Origin of the sequence: Alkalibacillus silvisoli (assembly GCF_039521975.1) — a bacterium.
Taxonomy (GTDB): domain Bacteria; phylum Bacillota; class Bacilli; order Bacillales; family Alkalibacillaceae; genus Alkalibacillus; species Alkalibacillus silvisoli.
This window is the reverse complement of sequence record NZ_BAAACZ010000029.1, coordinates 79,672-98,351: the sequence shown is the minus strand read 5'-3', so window position 1 is coordinate 98,351 and position 18,680 is coordinate 79,672. Positions and strand designations below refer to the sequence as shown.

General features: G+C 36.6%; 21 protein-coding genes. 8 read left to right on the top strand and 13 right to left on the bottom strand.

The features are described from left to right. Nucleotides 1-40: 40 nt before the first annotated feature. The 3 genes from ABDZ63_RS14775 to liaF are packed head-to-tail and all read right to left on the bottom strand — an operon-like array spanning nucleotide 41 to nucleotide 2,633. Nucleotides 41-676: a response regulator gene (locus tag ABDZ63_RS14775; protein WP_343784824.1), complete on the bottom strand. Its 636-nt coding sequence runs from the start codon at nucleotides 674-676 to the stop codon at nucleotides 41-43. Between the two features lie 14 nt (nucleotides 677-690). After that, nucleotides 691-1,728, bottom strand: a complete 1,038-nt coding sequence (locus ABDZ63_RS14770) for a sensor histidine kinase (protein ID WP_343784822.1) — start codon at nucleotides 1,726-1,728, stop codon at nucleotides 691-693. Between the two features lie 11 nt (nucleotides 1,729-1,739). Further along, on the bottom strand, nucleotides 1,740-2,633 hold the full coding sequence (gene liaF, locus ABDZ63_RS14765; RefSeq protein WP_343784820.1) for a cell wall-active antibiotics response protein LiaF: 894 nt from the start codon (nucleotides 2,631-2,633) through the stop codon (nucleotides 1,740-1,742). A gap of 201 nt (nucleotides 2,634-2,834) precedes the next feature. Here liaF and ABDZ63_RS14760 point away from each other — a divergent pair, with 201 nt between their 5' ends. Further along, on the top strand, nucleotides 2,835-3,269 hold the full coding sequence (locus ABDZ63_RS14760) for a ferritin-like domain-containing protein (protein WP_343784818.1): 435 nt from the start codon (nucleotides 2,835-2,837) through the stop codon (nucleotides 3,267-3,269). Between the two features lie 335 nt (nucleotides 3,270-3,604). Here the strand turns inward: ABDZ63_RS14760 and ABDZ63_RS14755 are convergent, their stop codons facing one another. Beyond that, nucleotides 3,605-4,270, bottom strand: coding sequence for an HAD family hydrolase (locus tag ABDZ63_RS14755; protein WP_343784816.1), 666 nt, complete (start codon nucleotides 4,268-4,270; stop codon nucleotides 3,605-3,607). A 494-nt stretch (nucleotides 4,271-4,764) separates the two neighbouring features. On the opposite strand from ABDZ63_RS14755, the gene ABDZ63_RS14750 reads away from it, so the two are divergent. Continuing rightward, a complete protein-coding gene (locus tag ABDZ63_RS14750; RefSeq protein ID WP_343784814.1) occupies nucleotides 4,765-5,940 on the top strand; it encodes a M20 family metallopeptidase in 1,176 nt (391 codons plus the stop codon). 65 nt (nucleotides 5,941-6,005) lie between these two features. Here the strand turns inward: ABDZ63_RS14750 and ABDZ63_RS14745 are convergent, their stop codons facing one another. The 4 genes from ABDZ63_RS14745 to ABDZ63_RS14730 form a co-directional block, all read right to left on the bottom strand. Then, entirely contained in the window at nucleotides 6,006-6,398 is a 393-nt protein-coding gene (locus ABDZ63_RS14745; RefSeq protein WP_343784812.1) for a VOC family protein, read from the bottom strand. A gap of 19 nt (nucleotides 6,399-6,417) precedes the next feature. Next, nucleotides 6,418-7,275 (bottom strand): YitT family protein, encoded by an 858-nt coding sequence (locus tag ABDZ63_RS14740; protein WP_343784907.1) that lies wholly within the window; start codon nucleotides 7,273-7,275, stop codon nucleotides 6,418-6,420. A 171-nt stretch (nucleotides 7,276-7,446) separates the two neighbouring features. After that, nucleotides 7,447-8,670: an ABC transporter permease gene (locus ABDZ63_RS14735; RefSeq protein WP_343784810.1), complete on the bottom strand. Its 1,224-nt coding sequence runs from the start codon at nucleotides 8,668-8,670 to the stop codon at nucleotides 7,447-7,449. A 1-nt stretch (nucleotide 8,671) separates the two neighbouring features. Further along, nucleotides 8,672-9,409 carry an ABC transporter ATP-binding protein gene (locus tag ABDZ63_RS14730; RefSeq protein WP_343784808.1) on the bottom strand — a complete coding sequence of 246 codons (738 nt, stop codon included), beginning with the start codon at nucleotides 9,407-9,409 and terminating at the stop codon, nucleotides 8,672-8,674. Between the two features lie 140 nt (nucleotides 9,410-9,549). Here ABDZ63_RS14730 and ABDZ63_RS14725 point away from each other — a divergent pair, with 140 nt between their 5' ends. Both ABDZ63_RS14725 and ABDZ63_RS14720 read left to right on the top strand, forming a co-directional pair. Next, nucleotides 9,550-9,969, top strand: a complete 420-nt coding sequence (locus ABDZ63_RS14725; protein WP_343784806.1) for an HIT family protein — start codon at nucleotides 9,550-9,552, stop codon at nucleotides 9,967-9,969. A 118-nt stretch (nucleotides 9,970-10,087) separates the two neighbouring features. Further along, on the top strand, nucleotides 10,088-10,459 hold the full coding sequence (locus tag ABDZ63_RS14720) for a YtxH domain-containing protein (protein WP_343784804.1): 372 nt from the start codon (nucleotides 10,088-10,090) through the stop codon (nucleotides 10,457-10,459). A 192-nt stretch (nucleotides 10,460-10,651) separates the two neighbouring features. On the opposite strand, the gene ABDZ63_RS14715 is transcribed toward ABDZ63_RS14720, so the two are convergent. The 4 genes from ABDZ63_RS14715 to ABDZ63_RS14700 form a co-directional block, all read right to left on the bottom strand. After that, complete coding sequence (locus ABDZ63_RS14715) at nucleotides 10,652-11,581, bottom strand: glycine betaine ABC transporter substrate-binding protein (RefSeq protein WP_343784802.1); 930 nt, start codon at nucleotides 11,579-11,581, stop codon at nucleotides 10,652-10,654. A 39-nt stretch (nucleotides 11,582-11,620) separates the two neighbouring features. Beyond that, a complete protein-coding gene (locus ABDZ63_RS14710) occupies nucleotides 11,621-12,559 on the bottom strand; it encodes a glycine betaine ABC transporter substrate-binding protein (RefSeq protein WP_343784800.1) in 939 nt (312 codons plus the stop codon). A gap of 86 nt (nucleotides 12,560-12,645) precedes the next feature. Further along, nucleotides 12,646-13,491 (bottom strand): ABC transporter permease, encoded by an 846-nt coding sequence (locus ABDZ63_RS14705; RefSeq protein WP_343784798.1) that lies wholly within the window; start codon nucleotides 13,489-13,491, stop codon nucleotides 12,646-12,648. Next, nucleotides 13,481-14,677 carry a quaternary amine ABC transporter ATP-binding protein gene (locus tag ABDZ63_RS14700; protein ID WP_343784796.1) on the bottom strand — a complete coding sequence of 399 codons (1,197 nt, stop codon included), beginning with the start codon at nucleotides 14,675-14,677 and terminating at the stop codon, nucleotides 13,481-13,483. Before ABDZ63_RS14700 ends, ABDZ63_RS14705 begins: the two co-directional genes overlap by 11 nt. 279 nt (nucleotides 14,678-14,956) lie before the next feature. Here ABDZ63_RS14700 and ABDZ63_RS14695 point away from each other — a divergent pair, with 279 nt between their 5' ends. From ABDZ63_RS14695 to ABDZ63_RS14685, 3 genes are all read left to right on the top strand, one after another. Beyond that, nucleotides 14,957-15,448 (top strand): GbsR/MarR family transcriptional regulator, encoded by a 492-nt coding sequence (locus ABDZ63_RS14695; RefSeq protein WP_343784794.1) that lies wholly within the window; start codon nucleotides 14,957-14,959, stop codon nucleotides 15,446-15,448. A 163-nt stretch (nucleotides 15,449-15,611) separates the two neighbouring features. Beyond that, a complete protein-coding gene (locus ABDZ63_RS14690) occupies nucleotides 15,612-16,139 on the top strand; it encodes an HTH-type transcriptional regulator Hpr (RefSeq protein WP_343784792.1) in 528 nt (175 codons plus the stop codon). A gap of 121 nt (nucleotides 16,140-16,260) precedes the next feature. Then, on the top strand, nucleotides 16,261-16,803 hold the full coding sequence (locus ABDZ63_RS14685) for a DUF3267 domain-containing protein (protein ID WP_343784790.1): 543 nt from the start codon (nucleotides 16,261-16,263) through the stop codon (nucleotides 16,801-16,803). Nucleotides 16,804-17,086: 283 nt separating this feature from the next. On the opposite strand, the gene ABDZ63_RS14680 is transcribed toward ABDZ63_RS14685, so the two are convergent. Beyond that, on the bottom strand, nucleotides 17,087-17,182 hold the full coding sequence (locus tag ABDZ63_RS14680) for a YjcZ family sporulation protein (RefSeq protein WP_343784789.1): 96 nt from the start codon (nucleotides 17,180-17,182) through the stop codon (nucleotides 17,087-17,089). A gap of 147 nt (nucleotides 17,183-17,329) precedes the next feature. Here ABDZ63_RS14680 and ABDZ63_RS14675 point away from each other — a divergent pair, with 147 nt between their 5' ends. Continuing rightward, nucleotides 17,330-18,238: a peptidylprolyl isomerase gene (locus tag ABDZ63_RS14675; protein ID WP_343784787.1), complete on the top strand. Its 909-nt coding sequence runs from the start codon at nucleotides 17,330-17,332 to the stop codon at nucleotides 18,236-18,238. Nucleotides 18,239-18,680 lie beyond the last annotated feature (442 nt).

Below are 18,680 nucleotides of genomic sequence, written 5' to 3'. Positions count from 1 at the left end.
CTCCGCCACATTTAATTAGCGTTAACTAATTGAGAATATGCTATTTCATTAGCCCTTTTTGATGTGCATACACCGCTGCTTGAGTACGGTCTTGCACTTCAAGTTTATGCAAGATATGACTGACATGTGTTTTGACTGTTTTAATTCCGATAAATAATTTTTCACTAATCTCAGCATTTGTTAAGCCATTACCTATACAAATAAGCACTTCGAATTCACGGTCAGTTAAATCTTCATGTAATAAACGTTCAGGTGAGCGCATTCTAGTCATCATCTTCCCAGCGACTTTCGATTCAATGACATTTTCACCTTTAGCTGCTTTCTTAACGGCATCAGCTATTTCTTTTGCTGATGCCGTTTTTAGCATATAACTAAACGCACCAGCTTCTAAGGCAGGAAACACCTTCTCATCATCATAAAAACTCGTTAAAATAATGACCTTACAATCAGGTAAGTGGTCCATAATTTGAGCTGTTGCCTCAATACCTGTACCATTTTCCATAATTAAATCCATTAATACAACATCTGGTTTTTCCTTTAAAACTAATTCTGCCCCTTCATGACCACTCGATGCTTCCCCGACAACGTCAATTTCCTCTTCAGTCATTAAATAGGTCTTAATTCCTTTTCGAACAACATCATGATCATCCACTATCACTAACTTAATTGGATCCATTAGTTTCTTCCCCTTTACTTTGGTATACGAATATCGATATAAGTCCCCTCGCCTTGCTTTGACTTAATCTTGAATGTACCACCAACTTCTTCACACCGTTCTTTCATTGAATTCAATCCATAAGAGGCCTTTGCATTCATCTGTTGTTCAATGTCAAAACCATCACCATCATCACTTATATAAATATAGATTCGATCCTTCTCTTGAATACGTAATTCTATATTCGAAGCATTCGCATGGCGTAATGTATTCGATAACGCTTCTTGCACCATTCGGAATATATGCTCTTCTTTAGACTGTGATAGTTCAAGGAGAGGTTCGACTTCAACAAGAAAGTCGACGTGACACCTTTGTTTTAATTCTTCAATTAAACGCGTAATTCCTTCTTGAAGAGATTCACCTGATAAATGAACCGGTCGCAAATGTAACAGCAAAGCCCTCATTTCATTTTGTGCTTGGATCGCCATTTGTGAAATTTCTTCAATATGTTCCTTCGCTTGATCTGGTTTTTCATCTATAATCTTAGCTGTCGCCTGTGACATCATCGATAAAGCAAATAATTGCTGACTAACTGCATCATGAAGATCTCTTGCTAAACGTTGACGCTCTTCAACAGTTGCTGCAACATGAGCTTGTTTGGCATACTCTGACTTCTCTTCTGCTAAGCGTTCTAATGACTTCACTTGTCCTCTTAACTTACTACCTAAATCATTTAATTCATCACCTAACGTATCAAACTCATCTTGAGAATCCCTCATGACTAGCTTTGCTCCATATTTACCTTCAGACAACGTTGAAATATATAGAGAAAAGCTATGAAGACGCCCCTTTAATTCTCCACCTTTTCTAAACATGACATATAAACCAACTGGAGTCATTATGATCGCCATTGTAACAAGTGCTAGAAAGATCGATTCTATAGTAAGCCATCCAGGTTGAATAACGGAATAGGTAAAGAATAAAACTAACGTAATCATTAACAAAGAAAAATAAATAACTTGCATATGTGCTCTCATAAACTGATAACGAATGCCTTGTAGCCGTTTTACCATATATAACCACCCTAAACCGATAAGACTTTCACTTCGCCAATCTGATAGCTAGCATGTATATCCAACCGTCTACTAGCTTGTTTATAGTCCGCAGATTCATAACTTAATCTATTGTGGATACCAGATCGTTCTTCATTAAAAATTGACACTTCACCAATACTAACCCGTCCATCAATTTTAACAGCTACATGCTCTGGTACTTTTATGACAACATCGCCAATGTAACCACGTAACATTACTTTAGTTTCTTTCTCTGGTATATAAGCTTTTGAAAAATCAATATAAGCGTCAATAATTCCTGACCGAACATCAAGCGGTTCAACTGACCAATTGTTTTTTGACATATTTAGCTCTGTCACAAAGCTTTTACTATTATTAAAGTAATGATCATACTTTCCAAACCGTTTTCCTGTAGATTTTTCATCCTCTTTTCGAAACTCAAACTCAGCCTCATCAAACTCTTCTTCATCAAAAGAATCATTAAAGTGATCTTCAAATTTATCAACGACTTTCGTACGATGGTTATTCCCTCCATGGTCCCTATCTGAATATACTTGAACAGTCATTGTCTTTTTACCTGTTAGTAAATTTGCCCCAATATAAACTAAGATCAGAGGCCACAATCTCCATACATCTAAAAATGAATAATCGATTAATTCAAAATTACCCGCCCAAAGTAATGAACCAAATACAAAGAAAAATATTCCCCAAAACCAACTACCCCCTGGCACTGTTCGAAAATAATTAACAAACCACCAGAAACCTAATACGACAAATATAATCGGCCAAGAGTCCCAAATTATATCCGATATTTCCAGGGTAATAATTTGTAGATTTTGCAAGATTAATGTCACACCGAACAAAATTAACCCAACTGCGAACAACCATTTGAAAAACTTAAACACATGATCACACCTTTATATACCAACATTTAAGACTATCAACCTCGTTAATTTATCTCTATTATACAGACATTTTTACATTCTTGTAACATACTTTAGATTGTTTAATACTAAGACTCTAGACTGAGGAATAACTTCATTTGTTTTAGTGAAAATTATAATGGGTATAGTTTATTAACAAACATTCTAATAGGAGTGATCAATATGGAACCAAAACTTCAAAAACTAATTGACGGTTTAAATGAAGACTTAGCTCACGAGTATGGCGCCATTATTATGTATACGTACAACGCAGCTGTTGTCTCAGGCCTTTATCGCCCTGTTTTAAAACCATTTTTCAAAGGCGAAATAAAAGATGAAACTTCACATGCACTTTATTTATCAGAAAAGATCAAAACATTAGGAGGTACACCAACAACCCAAGCTGCTCCTGTAAGCCAGCCAACAGGTGTTAAAGAAATGTTAGAGGCAGCTTTAAGTGCTGAAACGAGCACAATTGAACGTTACGAACAACGTAAACAGCAAGCAGAAGAACTCGGCTATACTGAACTTGCTGTCAAGCTAGAAGATTTGATTGCTGATGAAACACATCATAAAGAAGAAATCGAACGAATGCTACAAGACTCTAATTTTCAATAATTCATCTAAGAAAAGACAGGAGAGCAAGTTTAAAGCTGTAATAATAGAAAGTCCGAACGAGTCATCACAAATGAACGCGTTCGGACTTTTTTTACATTTCGATCCCTTACAACAAAATGGCTTGAGTGTTGCGCCGATATAACGAGTCCGTTCGGATAACCTGTCATGTAACACCAAAAATTAACACCCCCTATCTGTCTCTAAGTAGTTCAGTTTTGGAGTAGAAAACTTAAATTCTACACCGAATTAACACATCAATTCACACTAATTCCGTTAATAAAATTAACAAGTGAATTAGCACATAAAAAACGCTTGGGTTTTCCCCAAGCGTTTTGTTATTTACACAATATAAGTTGATTAAATTGTTCTACTGTTTCAAAGTAATATTTAGATTCCAATTTCATCTTTTCCTTGATTTCGGGAATACTGTGAGACCATCCAGCAGCGGCAAAATCTACATTACAACTTCTCGCCATCTCCAATCCAGGTTTTAGGTCATCCAACATTAGTGCTTCAGTTTCTTGAAGATTAAAGCGTTTTAAAATTTCCTTAATTGGATATGGGTGTGGTTTTCTTTGATGTTCTGGAAGTTCCCATCCAAAGATTGCGTCTGGCACAAATCCACAATGAATAGAATAATCTCTTTCAATTCGATTCCTCTCAGAATGAGAAACAACCGTCACAATTCCACCTTGTTTTTTAAATTCTTGAATAGTCTCTACAAACAGTTCATAGAAGTCTGGTACAGTTGATTCGGTATATTTTTTCCATACCACTTGCTGATGTCTTTGTTCTTCCTCGGTGAATTTAATGATGTCTTTACATAAAGAAGAAAATCCTGGATTGAAACAATATCTAACAAAATCTTCAAAGGTAATAGATTTATCATGTGGTCGCAAGTCTGTAAGAGCCTCCACAAATGATGGATAGTGTATATCTGGTGTGCTTTTTACTGCTGTATCATCGTGGTCTAAGATTATACATTTATATTTTAAAACCATAATAACCTCCTATAAAACTTTAATATCTTTATATTTAAATGATTTTTTCATATTTAATTAAATTTTAACACTCAATCGAATATAGACAAATTTTATCTAAGATCAATAATGTCACTATATCTATATTATAACTGTTTTTAGCAAGTGAATTAACGCCAAATTTAACATATGTTTTAACCACTGAACAATAGCCATTGTCCATCTTCTAATTAGTGTCCTAAGTTTAGTGCTAATTTCTATACTAATTTGATACAAACATTGATATATAAAGGAAAATTAAAAGTCCAATTCATTTGCGAATTGGACTTAAAAAATGTCTGTTAATTTGTTTTTTCTACCTCAAAACCGAACTACTTATATATCTATCTCAGACCTCCTTTATGTTCAGCGTGCCAAATATAAGCCTGTTAGCATAATTTATTTTATTTAATACGTTACTCGAAAATTCTGTTATAATAATATTAACTTTTTAACTAGAAGGGAGATTTTAGAAGATGTGGGAACAGCTTTATGAAAAAGTCGATCAACTTTATGATCGTATGGTAGAAGACCGACGCTACCTACACCAACACCCTGAGCTTTCGTTTGAAGAGAAGGAAACGGCGAAGTATATTGCAAGTCGTTATGATGAATTAGCCATTCCATATAAAAGTAATATCGGTGGTTACGGGATTGTCGCAACAATTGAAGGTGGAAAACCGGGGAGGACAGTTGCATTACGCGCTGACTTTGACGCCTTACCGATTCAAGAGGAAAATGATGTCCCTTATAAATCAAAAGTAGATGGTGTGATGCATGCTTGCGGACATGATGGACACACTGCATCGCTATTAGCTGTAGCTGAAGCAGCACTAGAATTTAAAGATGAATTACCTGGAACGCTCGTCTTCTTACATCAACCTGCTGAGGAATATGCCCCTGGTGGTGCTAAGCCAATGATTGATGAAGGCGCATTAGAAGGGGTTGATGCTGTATTTGGCACACACCTATGGTCAAATACGGCGTTAAATAAAATTGAAACCGCTAAAGGAGCTTTCATGGCTGGCGCGGACCGCTTCACAGTTACGTTCAAAGGAAAAGGCGGTCACGGTGCAATGCCACACCAAACGAAAGATCCAGTTGTGATGGCAGGTCAAGCCATTGTGGAATTACAACAAGTTGTCAGTCGTCGGATTAATCCTTTACAACCCGCTGTTTTATCCATTGGTAAAATGGAAGGCGGAAATGCTTTTAACGTTATTCCAGACACGACTTCTTTAACAGGTACAGTTCGAATTCTTGATAAAGAAGTTCAAGGAAAAATCATTGATGAGATGCATAAAATATTAAAAGGGATTGCCATTAGCTACGATGCTGAGTACGAGTTAGAGTATATTAAAGGTTACCCACCAGTCGTTAACCACGAGGTTGAAACGGAATATTACCTTAATAGTGCTGATGAAATACCAGGTGTAACTGGATCAGAAGAAGTCGATCCGATTATGGGCGGTGAAGATTTTGCTTATTATCTAGAAGAGCGCCCAGGTGCCTTCTTCTTCACCGGCGCACAAATTGAAGGTCACGCTTACCCTCACCATCACCCTAAATTTGATTTCGATGAGCGTGCATTACCTACAGCTGCCAAAGCTTTACTTCACGGGTATAAAAAATATCAAGAAAACAATAGTTAAATAAAAAAACTGTCCCAAAGGGTTAAGAAACCTCTAATTGGGACAGTTTTTTACTTTTAACGAACCTATTCTTGACCTAGATCTAATTGCCACGAAACGCCAAATCGATCTTGTACCCATGCAAATTTTGAACTAAAAGGATATTCACCAATCGGCATTAACACCTGGGCGCGATCTGATAATTTCGCATATAACTCATCAATCTCCTCTTCAGATTGACAATGAACATATAATGAAATGGACGGTGTGAAATCAAAATCATGTGGGATCGGACTATCAAAAACCATGTACTCCTCGCCTTTAATCACCATTTTGGCTTGCAACGCTTCACCCATTTCAGGAATTTCATGTTTATGCTTCTCTACAATCTCTACGTCTTGAAATGTTTCTGAATAAAAGTCCATCGCTTCCTCTGCATTACCTTGAAACATTAGAAACGTATGAATTGCTTTACTCATTTGTTAATACCTCCTATTATTAAGCAGGTTCATAAAATCCTTTACCTAACACTTCTGCTGACTCTGTAACAATGACAAATGCTTCTGGGTCAACCTCTTTTACTGTTCGCTTAAGTGCTCCGACCTCAGAAGAATTAACCACGCACATCAGTACTGGACGCTCAACATCTGTAAAACCACCTTGAGCTGAAAGCCTTGTTACACCTCGGTCGATTTTTGTGTAAATCGCTTCTTGTACATCTAAATATTCATTCGAAATAATCAGCGTTGTTTTTGTTTTATTAAAGCCTGTTTGAACTAAATCAATTGACTTACTCGTCATATAAACACCCATTAAAGCATACAAACCTAACTCAATATCAAAGACAATAATCGCCGCTAAGACAATCATCCCATCAACTACCGCAATACTAGAACCTAAAGATAGATTAGAGAATTTATGAATTAACTGCGCTACTAACGCCGTACCACCAGTTGAAGCATCTCCTAAAAAGACAATCCCTAAACCAACGCCAACACCTAAACCACCAAATATGGCAGCTAACAAAGCATCTTGTACAAACGGTTCAATATGCCTTGTTAAATAAACGAAAAACGGTAATAGAAGGGAGCCTGCGAATGAGCGGAATGCCGAACCTTTTCCTAGTAAATAATAAGCTAAAAATAGTAATGGTATATTAATTCCCCAAATGACATACGCTGGCTCTAATCCAAATAACCCCTCTAATATTGTACTAATTCCACTTACGCCACCTGCTGCGACGTAATTCGGTAATAAAAATGCGTTAAATGCAACAGCAACAATGGCTGATCCAACAATAATATAAAGTATTTGTTCAATTCTCGTTAAATGTGTCTTCCTTTTCTGTCCTACCATCGTTGATCGAACCTTTCTGTCTCTATCTGTAAACCGTGATGATTTTAACACTAATTTTTCCGTTTGTGAACATCAGCGTACGAACGCTTTATCAGACAAAAGTAAAAATTATAAAAAAAAGCCATGCTAAGAAGTTACTCAATAGCATAACCTTTTTCATTAACCCTATTTTTAAGTTCCTAATTTACGAATGCGCCCTTTAACATAAAACGCTTCAAACAACACAGTGAATGAAATGGCTAAACCACCATATATTAATGCTCCCATTAAATCCGTTGCAATGAAGAACACAATAGACATTACGACAATCTTCATTAACATTAACACTAAAATTAGTTGATGCACTGCTTTTGTGCGTAAGGCATGAGGAATTGGGTATAGTTTTAGCCAATCGATTGAACGATGATGATTATAGATCGTAATAAACTGAAAACCAGTCAAAAATAGAAACAGTAATGCGAAGACCATTTTACCCCAGAACGCTGGAATCCAAAACGCAAAGAAAACCGCTAACAACATTAATCTCAAATACATCCCTAAATAATCACCACTACGAATAAATGTAATGCTATATAAATAAATGAACGTTTGATTTTGTTTAATTGGCATTCTTTTCGTCACTAAGCGGACTAACCCATGGCGTTTTTTCGGCTTTCGTTTTAGATCAGGGACATCTGTTGACATATTCGCAATCCGGTAAAAGAATTGTAACCTGGCCTCTTCCTTTTCAATAAGGTCATCCCATGGCAAACTAAACTTCTTATAAACATTATGATAGTTCAAGAACATCACCCCAACCAGTAACAAAAGAGCAATGAAAGAATAATATGGCTGACCAATTGCTAAAAAGAAGACCATAAATACGTTAATAATTAAACGAACAACAATGTCTAGATAGTGCAATCTTTGATCACGTGACTTTTGAATAAACCAAGTCGCAATTAAATTACTTACCTTTACAACTAATGCAAATATTAAGATGAAAAACAAATAACCTGCGCTAACTTCCTCATTAACTGTAAAATATAAAGGCGATAGCGCGAATAAAAATATCGCAATCCAATAGCTTTGCATGACAAAGCTATAGATGATCGATTTCTTAATATAAGGCATTAAACGGTTTTCCACACTAAGCAAAAACACCGTATCCGCTTCTTTAAAAAACGTACGAACAGGGCTATACGTAAGTAAAAGGCCTATTGAAATCGCCATTAACCACTCAGCAGGAAATGTACTTGGTACCGTTTCTAACCATTGCTGATAAAAAAACGCAAAGGCTGCCACAAAGAAAATAAGCGCAAAAGCTAAATGATCGTTAAAGATTAATCGCATGTAACGACTAACCATTTTTAAATGATGATTTAAACGTTCTTTCCATAATTGATTTGTATCCATCTTAAGCATCGTCCTTTGTTAATTGTACATAAATATCATCTAAGCTTGCATTTGGCATTTTGAATTCGCTTCTTAGATGATCTAATGTCCCGTAAGCACGAATTTCACCATGATGAATAATGACAAAACGATCACAATATTTCTCAGCGGTTGCTAAGATATGTGTCGACATCAAGACTCCTGCACCCTGTTCTTTCATGTCATTCATCGTATCTAAATACGATTGAATTCCAAGAGGATCTAAGCCAACAAACGGCTCATCGACGATATATAAAGAAGGCTTAACCAAAAAGGCACACATAATCATCACCTTTTGTCTCATCCCTTTAGAGAAATGAACAGGAAACCATTTGCGCTTCTTGTCTAAATGAAACTCTTTTAATAAGAAGTCTGTTCTTTTGTTATACGTTTCTTCATCAATTCCGTAAGCCATCGCTGTTAACCTTAAATGCTCATCTAATGTTAATTCTTCATAAAGCATCGGCATCTCAGGTATATAAGCAAACTCACGTCGATAACTTTCCAAATCTTCAACGATACTTCTTCCATTAATATTAATCGAACCCGTTTTTGGATTCATTAAGCCGATAATATGTTTAATGGCTGTACTCTTACCTGCACCATTTAAACCAATCAAGCCCACGACCTCACCCTTTTTCACTTCAAAAGAGATTCCGTGTAAGACATTTTGTTGTGTATAACCACCAACGAGGTCATTTACCGTTAACAATTCACTCATGTTATCCCTCTTTTCTTTCTACACTCTCTTATTATCATACCAAAAATTTCATAAGATTTAATAGCTTAGACCTTTTATTCTTACATTCGACATTCTATTACGTTACAATACTTATAAAAGTAAATATTAGGAGGATCATCATGTCAGAATGTATCTTTTGTAAAATTATCGACGGTGAAATACCATCAGCAAAAGTGTATGAGGATGAGCATGTTTATGCTTTCTTAGACATTAGCCAAGTCACAGAAGGACACACATTAGTCATTCCAAAGAAACATTGTCAGGATGTGTTTGAACTAGATGAGGACACTGCTGCTCAGTTATTTAAGGCAGTACCTAAGATCACAAATGGTATTAAAGCGGCATACAAACCTAAAGGATTGAACATTCTAAACAATAATGGATCATTCGCTGATCAAAGCGTTTTCCATATTCACTTGCATTTAATACCGCGCTTTGATGACAATGACGGGTTCAAATCACAATGGGAAGTTCACGGTGATGATTACACACCAGAAAAGCTTCAAGAAATCGCTCAGACGATTGCACAGGAAGTTTAGCAAGGAACACACTTACTCCTTACACAACACAAGAATTATTTTAACAGAAGATTAGCACTAAACATTATCGGGAAAACAAGTTATAATAGCAGTAGGGTAACGAAAGGGGTTATGAAGTATGCCAAATGGTAAATCGTTATTTTTAGGAGTATTAGTTGGTGGCGTTGTCGGGGCATCTGTATCACTTCTTACAACACCATCATCAGGTGAAGAAATGCGAGGCCGCATGAAAGATCAAAGCGAACGCTTACGTGATATTACACAGGAAATTAAAGAAAATGGCTTAGACCTTAAAAACCAATTAACAAGGACATCTAAAGAAGGTGCAGCATTACTTAAAGACCTTTCTCAAGATATTAAGACATCTGTTGAAAGCTGGAAGGAAACTGTAGAGCCACATCAAGAAAACTTACAAGAACATTTACTGCAAATTGAAGAAGGTATCAAAGAACTAGAAGAGAAGATTAAAGAACAGAATTATACTCGATAAGTGAAGTGAAACAAAATCAGGCGAACGCTTAATTAATTGGGCGTTCGCCTGATTATTATAGATTTCGCCCGATTATTTCGAATTTCGCCTGATTATTGTAAAAATCGCCTGATTATCAATTAATCAGGCGATTTACTTAAAGAAAAAAACCTATCAAGAGGACCATCCCCCTTAATAGGTTTAAAGTTACAGTTATTCAGCTGGCTCCAGGTCTTCAATGGAGTCAATGCCCATATATTCAGGTACGACTAGTCCGATCTTAGCACCTTCTAAGTTGGCACCTAAGTGAACGACATCATCTTCTACACTTTCGTAGAAATCAGCATGAGTAAATGGTAACCAAGCTGCTACAGTTGCATCACCATCACCATTTGCGATAGATTCAAAAACAACTGCAACATCTACAGGTGTAACGGTGACATCAAAGCCATGCTCTTCTAAAACAGCCGCTAAAACACCAGAAGAAGCACGCTCAGAATCCCATGGTGTTGAAACAATTTCTACTTCTTCACCATTACCTTCTTCTACACCTTCAATCCATTCAGATACTTGATCTTGGTTATCTTCTACCCACTGTCTTGCTACGTCATCAATATCCTCACCAGTTTCACTGGATTCATACATGATATCTTCCATGTCTTCAACATCCCAATAGAACTGTTCGATTAATTTGAAAGCTTCTGGATTATCTTCCTCAAAGCCTTGACGAGCTAAAGTTTCGATATTTTCTGCTTCACCATAAATGCCTTTAGGGTCATCTAAGTATTTCAAATCCGGAAACTGAGCAAACTTCCAGTGCGGGTTCCAGCCTGTTACAATGATCGGCTCTTCATCAGCAATAGCTGCTTCAAGTTCAGTAACCATTGCTGTTGTTGAAGGCTGTTCTAAGTTCCAACCTGCTAAGCTTTCATAACCCTCTTCTTGATCAATTGCTCTTTCTGTCGTAACTGTAATTCCGGCACCTGGTTCAATACCAATAATTGTATAATCAACTGCTTCACTGTAATTTATGTCTTTATCATTAGTAGCGTCATCATTAGTAGCATCATCATCTGCACCACATGCAGCGAGCACGAGTACAGATGAGATGACTAATAACAACATAACTTTTTTAAAGTTCATGTTAGTTAAGACTCCTCTACCTTAGAAAAATTCTTTGACTTATTGAACGTTAGTCCATTCTTCAACTAATTCTGGATGATTTTCAACAAAGTTAGCTGCTGCTTCTTCAGGGTCTACACCATCTTGAATCTCAGCCATTACACCGTTGAATTCATCTTCTTCCCAGAAGAAGTTATCTAGTACTTGATAAGCACCTGGTAAATCTTCTTCTAGACCTTCACGTACCATTGTTTCGATTGTCTCAGCTTCACCAAAAACCATTTCTGGGTCTTCTAGATACTTAAGGTCGTATTCAGCAAACTTCCAATGTGGGTCCCAACCCGTTACAGCGATTGGCTCTTCATTAGAAATAGCTTCACCTAAAGCAGTAGCCATTGCACCAGAAGAAGACGTATCAACGCTCCATCCTTCTAGGTTACCATAAGTTTCAACTGCGTCCTCAGAAGCTTGAACTACACCTGCACCTGGCTCAATACCAGTAATTGATTCACCTAGTTCATCAGCATACTGATCTAATTCCTCAATTGAATCAACGTCCATATATTCAGGTACTACGATACCAATTGCAGCACCTTCAAAGTTAGGACCTAGTTCAACTAAATTATCTTGATTTTCTTCATACTGTTCACCATGAGTACCTGGTAACCAAGCAGCTACCATACCATCAGCTTCATCGTTAGCTACAGCTTGCCACATAACAGCGTTATCTAATGGTGTTAATGTAACATCATAACCTAAATCTTCTAATACATGACCAATTACGTGAGTAGAAGCTACTTCAGTATCCCACTCAACGTATACTAGCTCAAGCTCACCTTCATGCTCGATGTCACCTTCTGCAGTTTCTTCAGTTTCTTCACCTTCTGTACCTTCTGGCTCTTCACCACCATCTTCATCATCAGTACCACAAGCAGCAATAACTAGTGTTAGTGCTAGTACTGCGATTAAACCTAAACGTTTCCATGTTAATTGTAACATGTTTAAACAACTCCCCTTCACTTCATTATGTGTTTATTGGAACTTCCCCCTCCTAATAAAGGAGAGAGAAGGAGTTCCTTTAATCATTAATGCTTTTCTTTATTCAAGTTTTGCGTAAAGCGATCAATAATAATCGCAAGGATTACAATACCAAAACCAGCTACGAAACCTGGTCCAGCATCAGCACGTTGTAGAGCTGATAGTACTTCACGACCTAGGCCTGGTGCACCGATCATAGATGCAATGACAACCATTGATAGTGATAACATAACTGTTTGGTTAACACCTGCCATAATTGTACGTTTCGCCATTGGAAGCTCCACTTTAAATAACTTCTGATTACCTGTTGCACCGAATGCATCTGATGCTTCAACTAATTCTGTAGAAACTTGGCGAATACCTAAGTTCGTAAATCTAACTACAGGTGGTGTTGCGAAAATAAATGATGCAAATACACCTGGAACCATTCCAATACCAAAGAATGCAACGGCTGGAATTAAATAAACGAAAGCAGGCATTGTCTGCATAAAGTCTAACACGGGTGTAATAATTTTTTCAGCTATTCTGCTCTTAGACATTAATATACCCACCGGAATACCAACTAAAACAGAAATTAAACTGGCATAAAACACAAGGGTAAATGTAAATACTAACTCATCCCACAATCCTTGGTTTTGAACAAAGATAAGACCAATAATTGTGAACGCTGCTAATCCAAATTTCTTACCACTTAAGAAAAATGCTAAAATCGCAACTAATAAAATGATAATGATTGGTGGTACTACAGCTAGATATTCAGAAGAAGTATCTAGTAACCAACCAAGCACTAATTTAATTGGTTCAAAAACAAAACTAAACCATTCAGTAATTCGATCTACAAACCAGTCAATCCCATCAGCAACTGGTATATTCGGTATACGATCAAGCGCCATCTTCGTTCACCTCATTTCCATCAGCTAATGCTGCAATCACTGCTCCTCTAACGATCACGCCTCGTAGTTTTCCGTCTTCTGTAACAGCAACTGGAATTGGAGAGTCATGAATAATATTGAAAATATCTTGAATACTAGTATCTAAATCAACTGTAGGAATTTCAGTCTTAATAATTTTACTTAACTGACCAATCCCTTTCTCACGTGCTTGTCTAGCATCCTCTGCTGTTACATAACCTTTTAGATTACGCGAACGGTCCGTTACAAAGATTGAAGACAGTCCTTGTTCACGCATTCTCTCTAATGCTACACGTGGTCCATGCTTATCAAAGTCAACCGTCTCTGGACGCTTCATAATTTTATCAGCAGTTAAGACTTTAGAACGGTCAACATCTTCAACGAACTTCTCAACATAATCATTCGCTGGGTTGATTAAGATTTCTTCTGGTGAACCGACTTGTACAATAGAACCGTCTTTCATTAACGCGATACGATCACCAATACGTAATGCTTCATCTAAATCGTGTGTAATGAAGATGATTGTTTTCTTCATTGATTCTTGTAAATCTAGTAATTCATCTTGCATATCTTTACGAATTAGTGGGTCTAATGCAGAGAACGCCTCGTCCATTAATAGAACTTCCGGGTTATTAGTCAATGCACGAGCTAAACCAACACGTTGTTGCATACCACCAGATAATTGGTTAGGATACTGGTTAATATAACCACCTAAACCAACTAACTCTAAAGCTTCTTTTGCTTTATCTGATCTTTCCTCTTTTTCAATTCCCTGTACTTCTAAACCGAACTCTGCATTTTCTAATACTGTTCTAAATGGGAATAATGCAAACTTTTGGAACACCATACTCATTTTTGTACGGCGAATTTCACGTAAATCTTCCTTATTCATAGTAGCTAAGTTTTGTCCGTCGATTTCAACGCTACCTTCTGTTGGTTCGATTAAACGATTTAATAGGCGTACTAAAGTTGACTTACCACTTCCAGAAAGCCCCATAATAACAAATACTTCGCCTTCCTCTACTTCAAACGTTGCACGGTTAACCCCAACTGTACAACCCGTTTTCTCTAGTACCTCTTCTTTCGAATAACCTTCATCTAATAATTTAGTTGCCTCTTTTGTTTTTTTACCGAAAATCTTCGATAAGTTTTCGACTTTAATAGGCACTGGTTTACACCTCTTTCCTCAATCACTTTAAATCTAAGAACTTAATTGTAATCACTTTGTAACAATCACTTTTATAACTATAGTAGTTTTGTAAGGAATATTCAAACAACAAATAGAGCGACATAGTTTCATATATTCCGTAAAGTTTAAACTGAACAAACTTATTAGACAAAATGTTATCAATTTCTCAATTATACTCCGAAATACTCTCGAAAATCAGATTTTCCTTTTGAAATCAACTAGTGTAGATTGATTATAGACGCCTAAGGAGGTTCATTTATGCAGACGAGACAAAGCGAAGAAGCATTAGATCACTTTCATCATAATATGATTAGTGAGTTCTCTAAGACATTGGAGATGTTTTCATTAAACACAACAGAATCCCAACTGTTTGTTATCCTCTATTTAAGTGATGAACCGATGACATTGGATGATATGAAAAATTCACTAGGAAAAAGTAAAACAGCAATGAGTAATTCTATTCGAACATTACTAGATTACAACCTAGTGGAACGGGTGTGGAAAAAGGGTGCAAGAAAGGACCTTTATCAAGCGGAGAAAGATTTATTTGGTCAGTTTATGAAAGCTTACGTTAATCGTTGGCTAGATGCCATTGACCGACAAAAGTCAAGCCTTAAACAAATAGAAGAAAATATAAAAAGTGATGAACTTCATAGTGATCAACAAACTAGTGCTAAACTAAAAGAAGCGATCAGGTTTCATGATGCCTTAGAAGATGTATTTAATGATATTAATAATAATGATTTTTAATCCGTTAAGAGTTGTAGGAGAATTTATTTTATTCCTGCAACTCTTTCTTTTATACTATGTTAAAATATGAGTACAATAATTTAAAAATCATGAAGAGAGCTTATATTTTAAGGTAAACTAGCTCACAAATTATCAAAAAATTACAAAAAAAGGAGTCGTTGATGTGAGTAAAGAATCGTATTCACTACAGGAAGCCATTCTATATTCACACAAAATGGCGCAATTATCTAAAGCCATTTGGAAACAAATTGAAAAAGATTGGCAAAAATGGGTCAAACCATTTGATCTCAACTTGAACGAACATCATATTTTATGGATCTGCTATCACTTAAATGGTGCGAGCGTATCAGAGATTTCTAAGTTCGGCATCATGCACGTATCTACAGCATTCAACTTCTCGAAAAAACTAGAGGAGCGTGAGTTACTGACTTTCTCAAAACGCGAAGAAGACAAACGCAATACGTATGTCGAATTAACTGAGAAAGGTAAGCGATTATTTGAAGATACCATGCAAGCCCATGCTAAAGGAACCGATAAAAATACAGTCATGCAAGCTTCTTTGCCTTTAAAGGATCTGTACGGACGGTTTCCTGAATTTCAAGACCTAGAAGCAATTGTTAAAGAGATCTATGGTGAAGATTACTTGGAGATTTTAGACCGTTCTATTGCTAGCATTCGTGAGGAATATTGACGATTAAGGAGTTTTTTTGAGAAAAGGGTTGAATTTTTTCTCTGTAAGGCGTATTATCACTTCTGTAATAACATAATTAATAGTAAATGACGCTGATCAGACTAAAAAAGGAGGCCCTAGTATGACTTGCTGGAAAACAGTTAACATTTCAAAAGAATTCGGTCAAAATCGACTTTTGATCCTATCAATCTTTCTTGGCATTATTTCATTTATTGTTTTATTTATACCATTTTCAATTTTACACCAAAATGTTCTATTACATGACCCAGTTTTTTGGCAAGTGTTACTAGGGCTTTTGATTTTACCAATTTTGCATAAATTAGCACATGCGTTTCCAATTGCTTTTACAAGAAAAGAATTTAAGTTAAAATGGTACTTTAAGTATAAATATATTCCTTTATTGAAACTAAACGTAAGGTCAAGTTTGTCTAAACGCACATCTATCATTATGATCTTAGCACCAACATTAGTGATTACATTACCTTTATTAGTTGGTGCACTTGCGTTTCCGACATTTTACCCGATCTTAATCGTTTTTGCATCTATTCATATTGGAATTTCATTAACGGATTGGCTGATTTTATCGTTCTTTATTAAAGCACCAAAAAAATGTATTGTAGAAAAATCAAAGAACAATTATGATATATTAGTACAGTCTCCTTAATCATGTTATAATGTAAAGGAATTTTAGGAGGGGAAACATTGTTACTTTTTTATGTTCCATTTGCAATTTTTATCTTTTATTCATTTAACTCTATGGCAAAAAAGTTCTGTACAAAATCAGAAATGTCAACTGAGAAAAGCAGTAAAGTTTATCGGACTATAAATATTTCCATGTTAGTATTACTCATTTCATCGTATTATGAAGTGAATTATCTATATTAAAACAAAAAGGTTGATCCTATATTAAGGATCAACCTTTTTTTAAGTGACGTCCTAATTCATTTCTAGCACCACCAAGATGCTCCAACAATAATTAACAGAATAAACAACACAACAATTAAGGAGAAGCCTCCACCATGATGTCCTCTACCGTAGCCCACTTGATTCACCTCCCAGTCATTATCTACGTTATACTATGTGTCATTTCTTACGTTTGTTTAGGCACCTATCAATTTGATTCGTGTATCTTCAAGAAAATTGTGATATATTTAAAAATGTATGATTACATCACAATAGGGGGATAACAGATGAAAAAATACTTATTAATTATGTTGACAACTACTTTGCTCATATTAGCTGCTTGTAGTTCGAATGAGGACGAGTCTGCTACAGATGCTGAATCAGGCGATGTTACTCAATCTGGTGGGGATGAGCTTGTTATGGAATCTGAAGCAGGTAATATTACGCAGGATGAGCTTTATCAAGAATTGAAAGAGCGTCACGGTGAAACTGTCCTACGCGAAATGACAACGCGTATGATTTTAGAATCTCAGTATGATATTTCAGAAGAAGAGCTTGATGAAGAAATTGAAGACTTTAAAAATGAAGTCGGTCCTGAGTTTGAACAATTCCTAGCACAACAAGGGTTTCAAAATGAAGCTGAATTTAGAGAAGCTTTATACATGAGTCGTTTAGAATTTGAAGCAGCTACAGAAGACCTTGATGTCACAGAAGAAGATATCGAATTACGTTATGAAAACTTGCAAAAAGAAGTACAAGCTCGCCACATTTTAGTCGATGATGAACAATCAGCATTAGAAGTTCTTGATTTATATGAAGACGGTGAGGATTTCTCAGAGTTAGCAGAACAATATTCAACTGATGGTTCAGCTCAACTTGGTGGTGACTTAGGGTACTTCACTGGTGGTGACATGGTTTTACCATTTGAACGCGTTGCTTTCTCACTTGATGAAGGTGAAGTAAGTGAGCCAGTAGAATCCCAGTATGGCTGGCATGTCATCTTAGTTGAAAACATACGTGATGCAGAGGTTGAATTAGATTCATTTGAAGAAATGGAAGATCAAATTCGCCAAGACTTATTAGCAGCTCAAGTCGACCCAAATGAATTAGTGTTAATTATTGACGAAGTGATCAATGATGCAAATGTAACCATTCACGATGCTGAGCTTGATCATCTATTCGGTACAGAATCTTAAACACCTTGGTACATCACTGTAATCACAGTGATGTACTTTTTCTTTTATGGCTCTACAATATTTGTTGGGGTAGAGACACAATTCAGAGTGAGGTTTGGGATGGCGGCCGTTGGCGTCAGGCGTTCCGCTTACGGTGGATGCTTACACCCAAAGGGCACAAGTGCAACATCTGCTCAAACTTCCCTACGGTCATTTGTCGCAGTGTTTTCTTTGCCGCAGCACGGCTCGAGCCTCCTCGGAAGAAAACCACTTCCTGCGGGGTCTCGAGACGCGTGCTGTTCCCGTGACGACCCGGACGGTCTAATGTCGACGTTGGCCACAGGACGTGGCCGACTTTAGTCGACCAGGCGTCACCACCTACGCTTCTCACCTGACACCAACTCAGCGGTTTGATAAGACAAAAAAGCACACTAACGCCTTATTGTTTTCCTTGTTTTATACC

Coding starts and splice junctions, on each gene's coding strand:
- ABDZ63_RS14775 (WP_343784824.1), bottom strand. CDS start 676: ATGGATCCAATTAAGTTAGTGATAGTGGATGATCATGATGTTGTTCGA.
- ABDZ63_RS14770 (WP_343784822.1), bottom strand. CDS start 1,728: ATGGTAAAACGGCTACAAGGCATTCGTTATCAGTTTATGAGAGCACAT.
- ABDZ63_RS14760 (WP_343784818.1), top strand. CDS start 2,835: ATGGAACCAAAACTTCAAAAACTAATTGACGGTTTAAATGAAGACTTA.
- ABDZ63_RS14755 (WP_343784816.1), bottom strand. CDS start 4,270: ATGGTTTTAAAATATAAATGTATAATCTTAGACCACGATGATACAGCA.
- ABDZ63_RS14750 (WP_343784814.1), top strand. CDS start 4,765: ATGTGGGAACAGCTTTATGAAAAAGTCGATCAACTTTATGATCGTATG.
- ABDZ63_RS14745 (WP_343784812.1), bottom strand. CDS start 6,398: ATGAGTAAAGCAATTCATACGTTTCTAATGTTTCAAGGTAATGCAGAG.
- ABDZ63_RS14740 (WP_343784907.1), bottom strand. CDS start 7,275: ATGGTAGGACAGAAAAGGAAGACACATTTAACGAGAATTGAACAAATA.
- ABDZ63_RS14735 (WP_343784810.1), bottom strand. CDS start 8,670: ATGGATACAAATCAATTATGGAAAGAACGTTTAAATCATCATTTAAAA.
- ABDZ63_RS14730 (WP_343784808.1), bottom strand. CDS start 9,409: ATGAGTGAATTGTTAACGGTAAATGACCTCGTTGGTGGTTATACACAA.
- ABDZ63_RS14725 (WP_343784806.1), top strand. CDS start 9,550: ATGTCAGAATGTATCTTTTGTAAAATTATCGACGGTGAAATACCATCA.
- ABDZ63_RS14720 (WP_343784804.1), top strand. CDS start 10,088: ATGCCAAATGGTAAATCGTTATTTTTAGGAGTATTAGTTGGTGGCGTT.
- ABDZ63_RS14715 (WP_343784802.1), bottom strand. CDS start 11,581: ATGAACTTTAAAAAAGTTATGTTGTTATTAGTCATCTCATCTGTACTC.
- ABDZ63_RS14710 (WP_343784800.1), bottom strand. CDS start 12,559: ATGTTACAATTAACATGGAAACGTTTAGGTTTAATCGCAGTACTAGCA.
- ABDZ63_RS14705 (WP_343784798.1), bottom strand. CDS start 13,491: ATGGCGCTTGATCGTATACCGAATATACCAGTTGCTGATGGGATTGAC.
- ABDZ63_RS14695 (WP_343784794.1), top strand. CDS start 14,957: ATGCAGACGAGACAAAGCGAAGAAGCATTAGATCACTTTCATCATAAT.
- ABDZ63_RS14685 (WP_343784790.1), top strand. CDS start 16,261: ATGACTTGCTGGAAAACAGTTAACATTTCAAAAGAATTCGGTCAAAAT.
- ABDZ63_RS14675 (WP_343784787.1), top strand. CDS start 17,330: ATGAAAAAATACTTATTAATTATGTTGACAACTACTTTGCTCATATTA.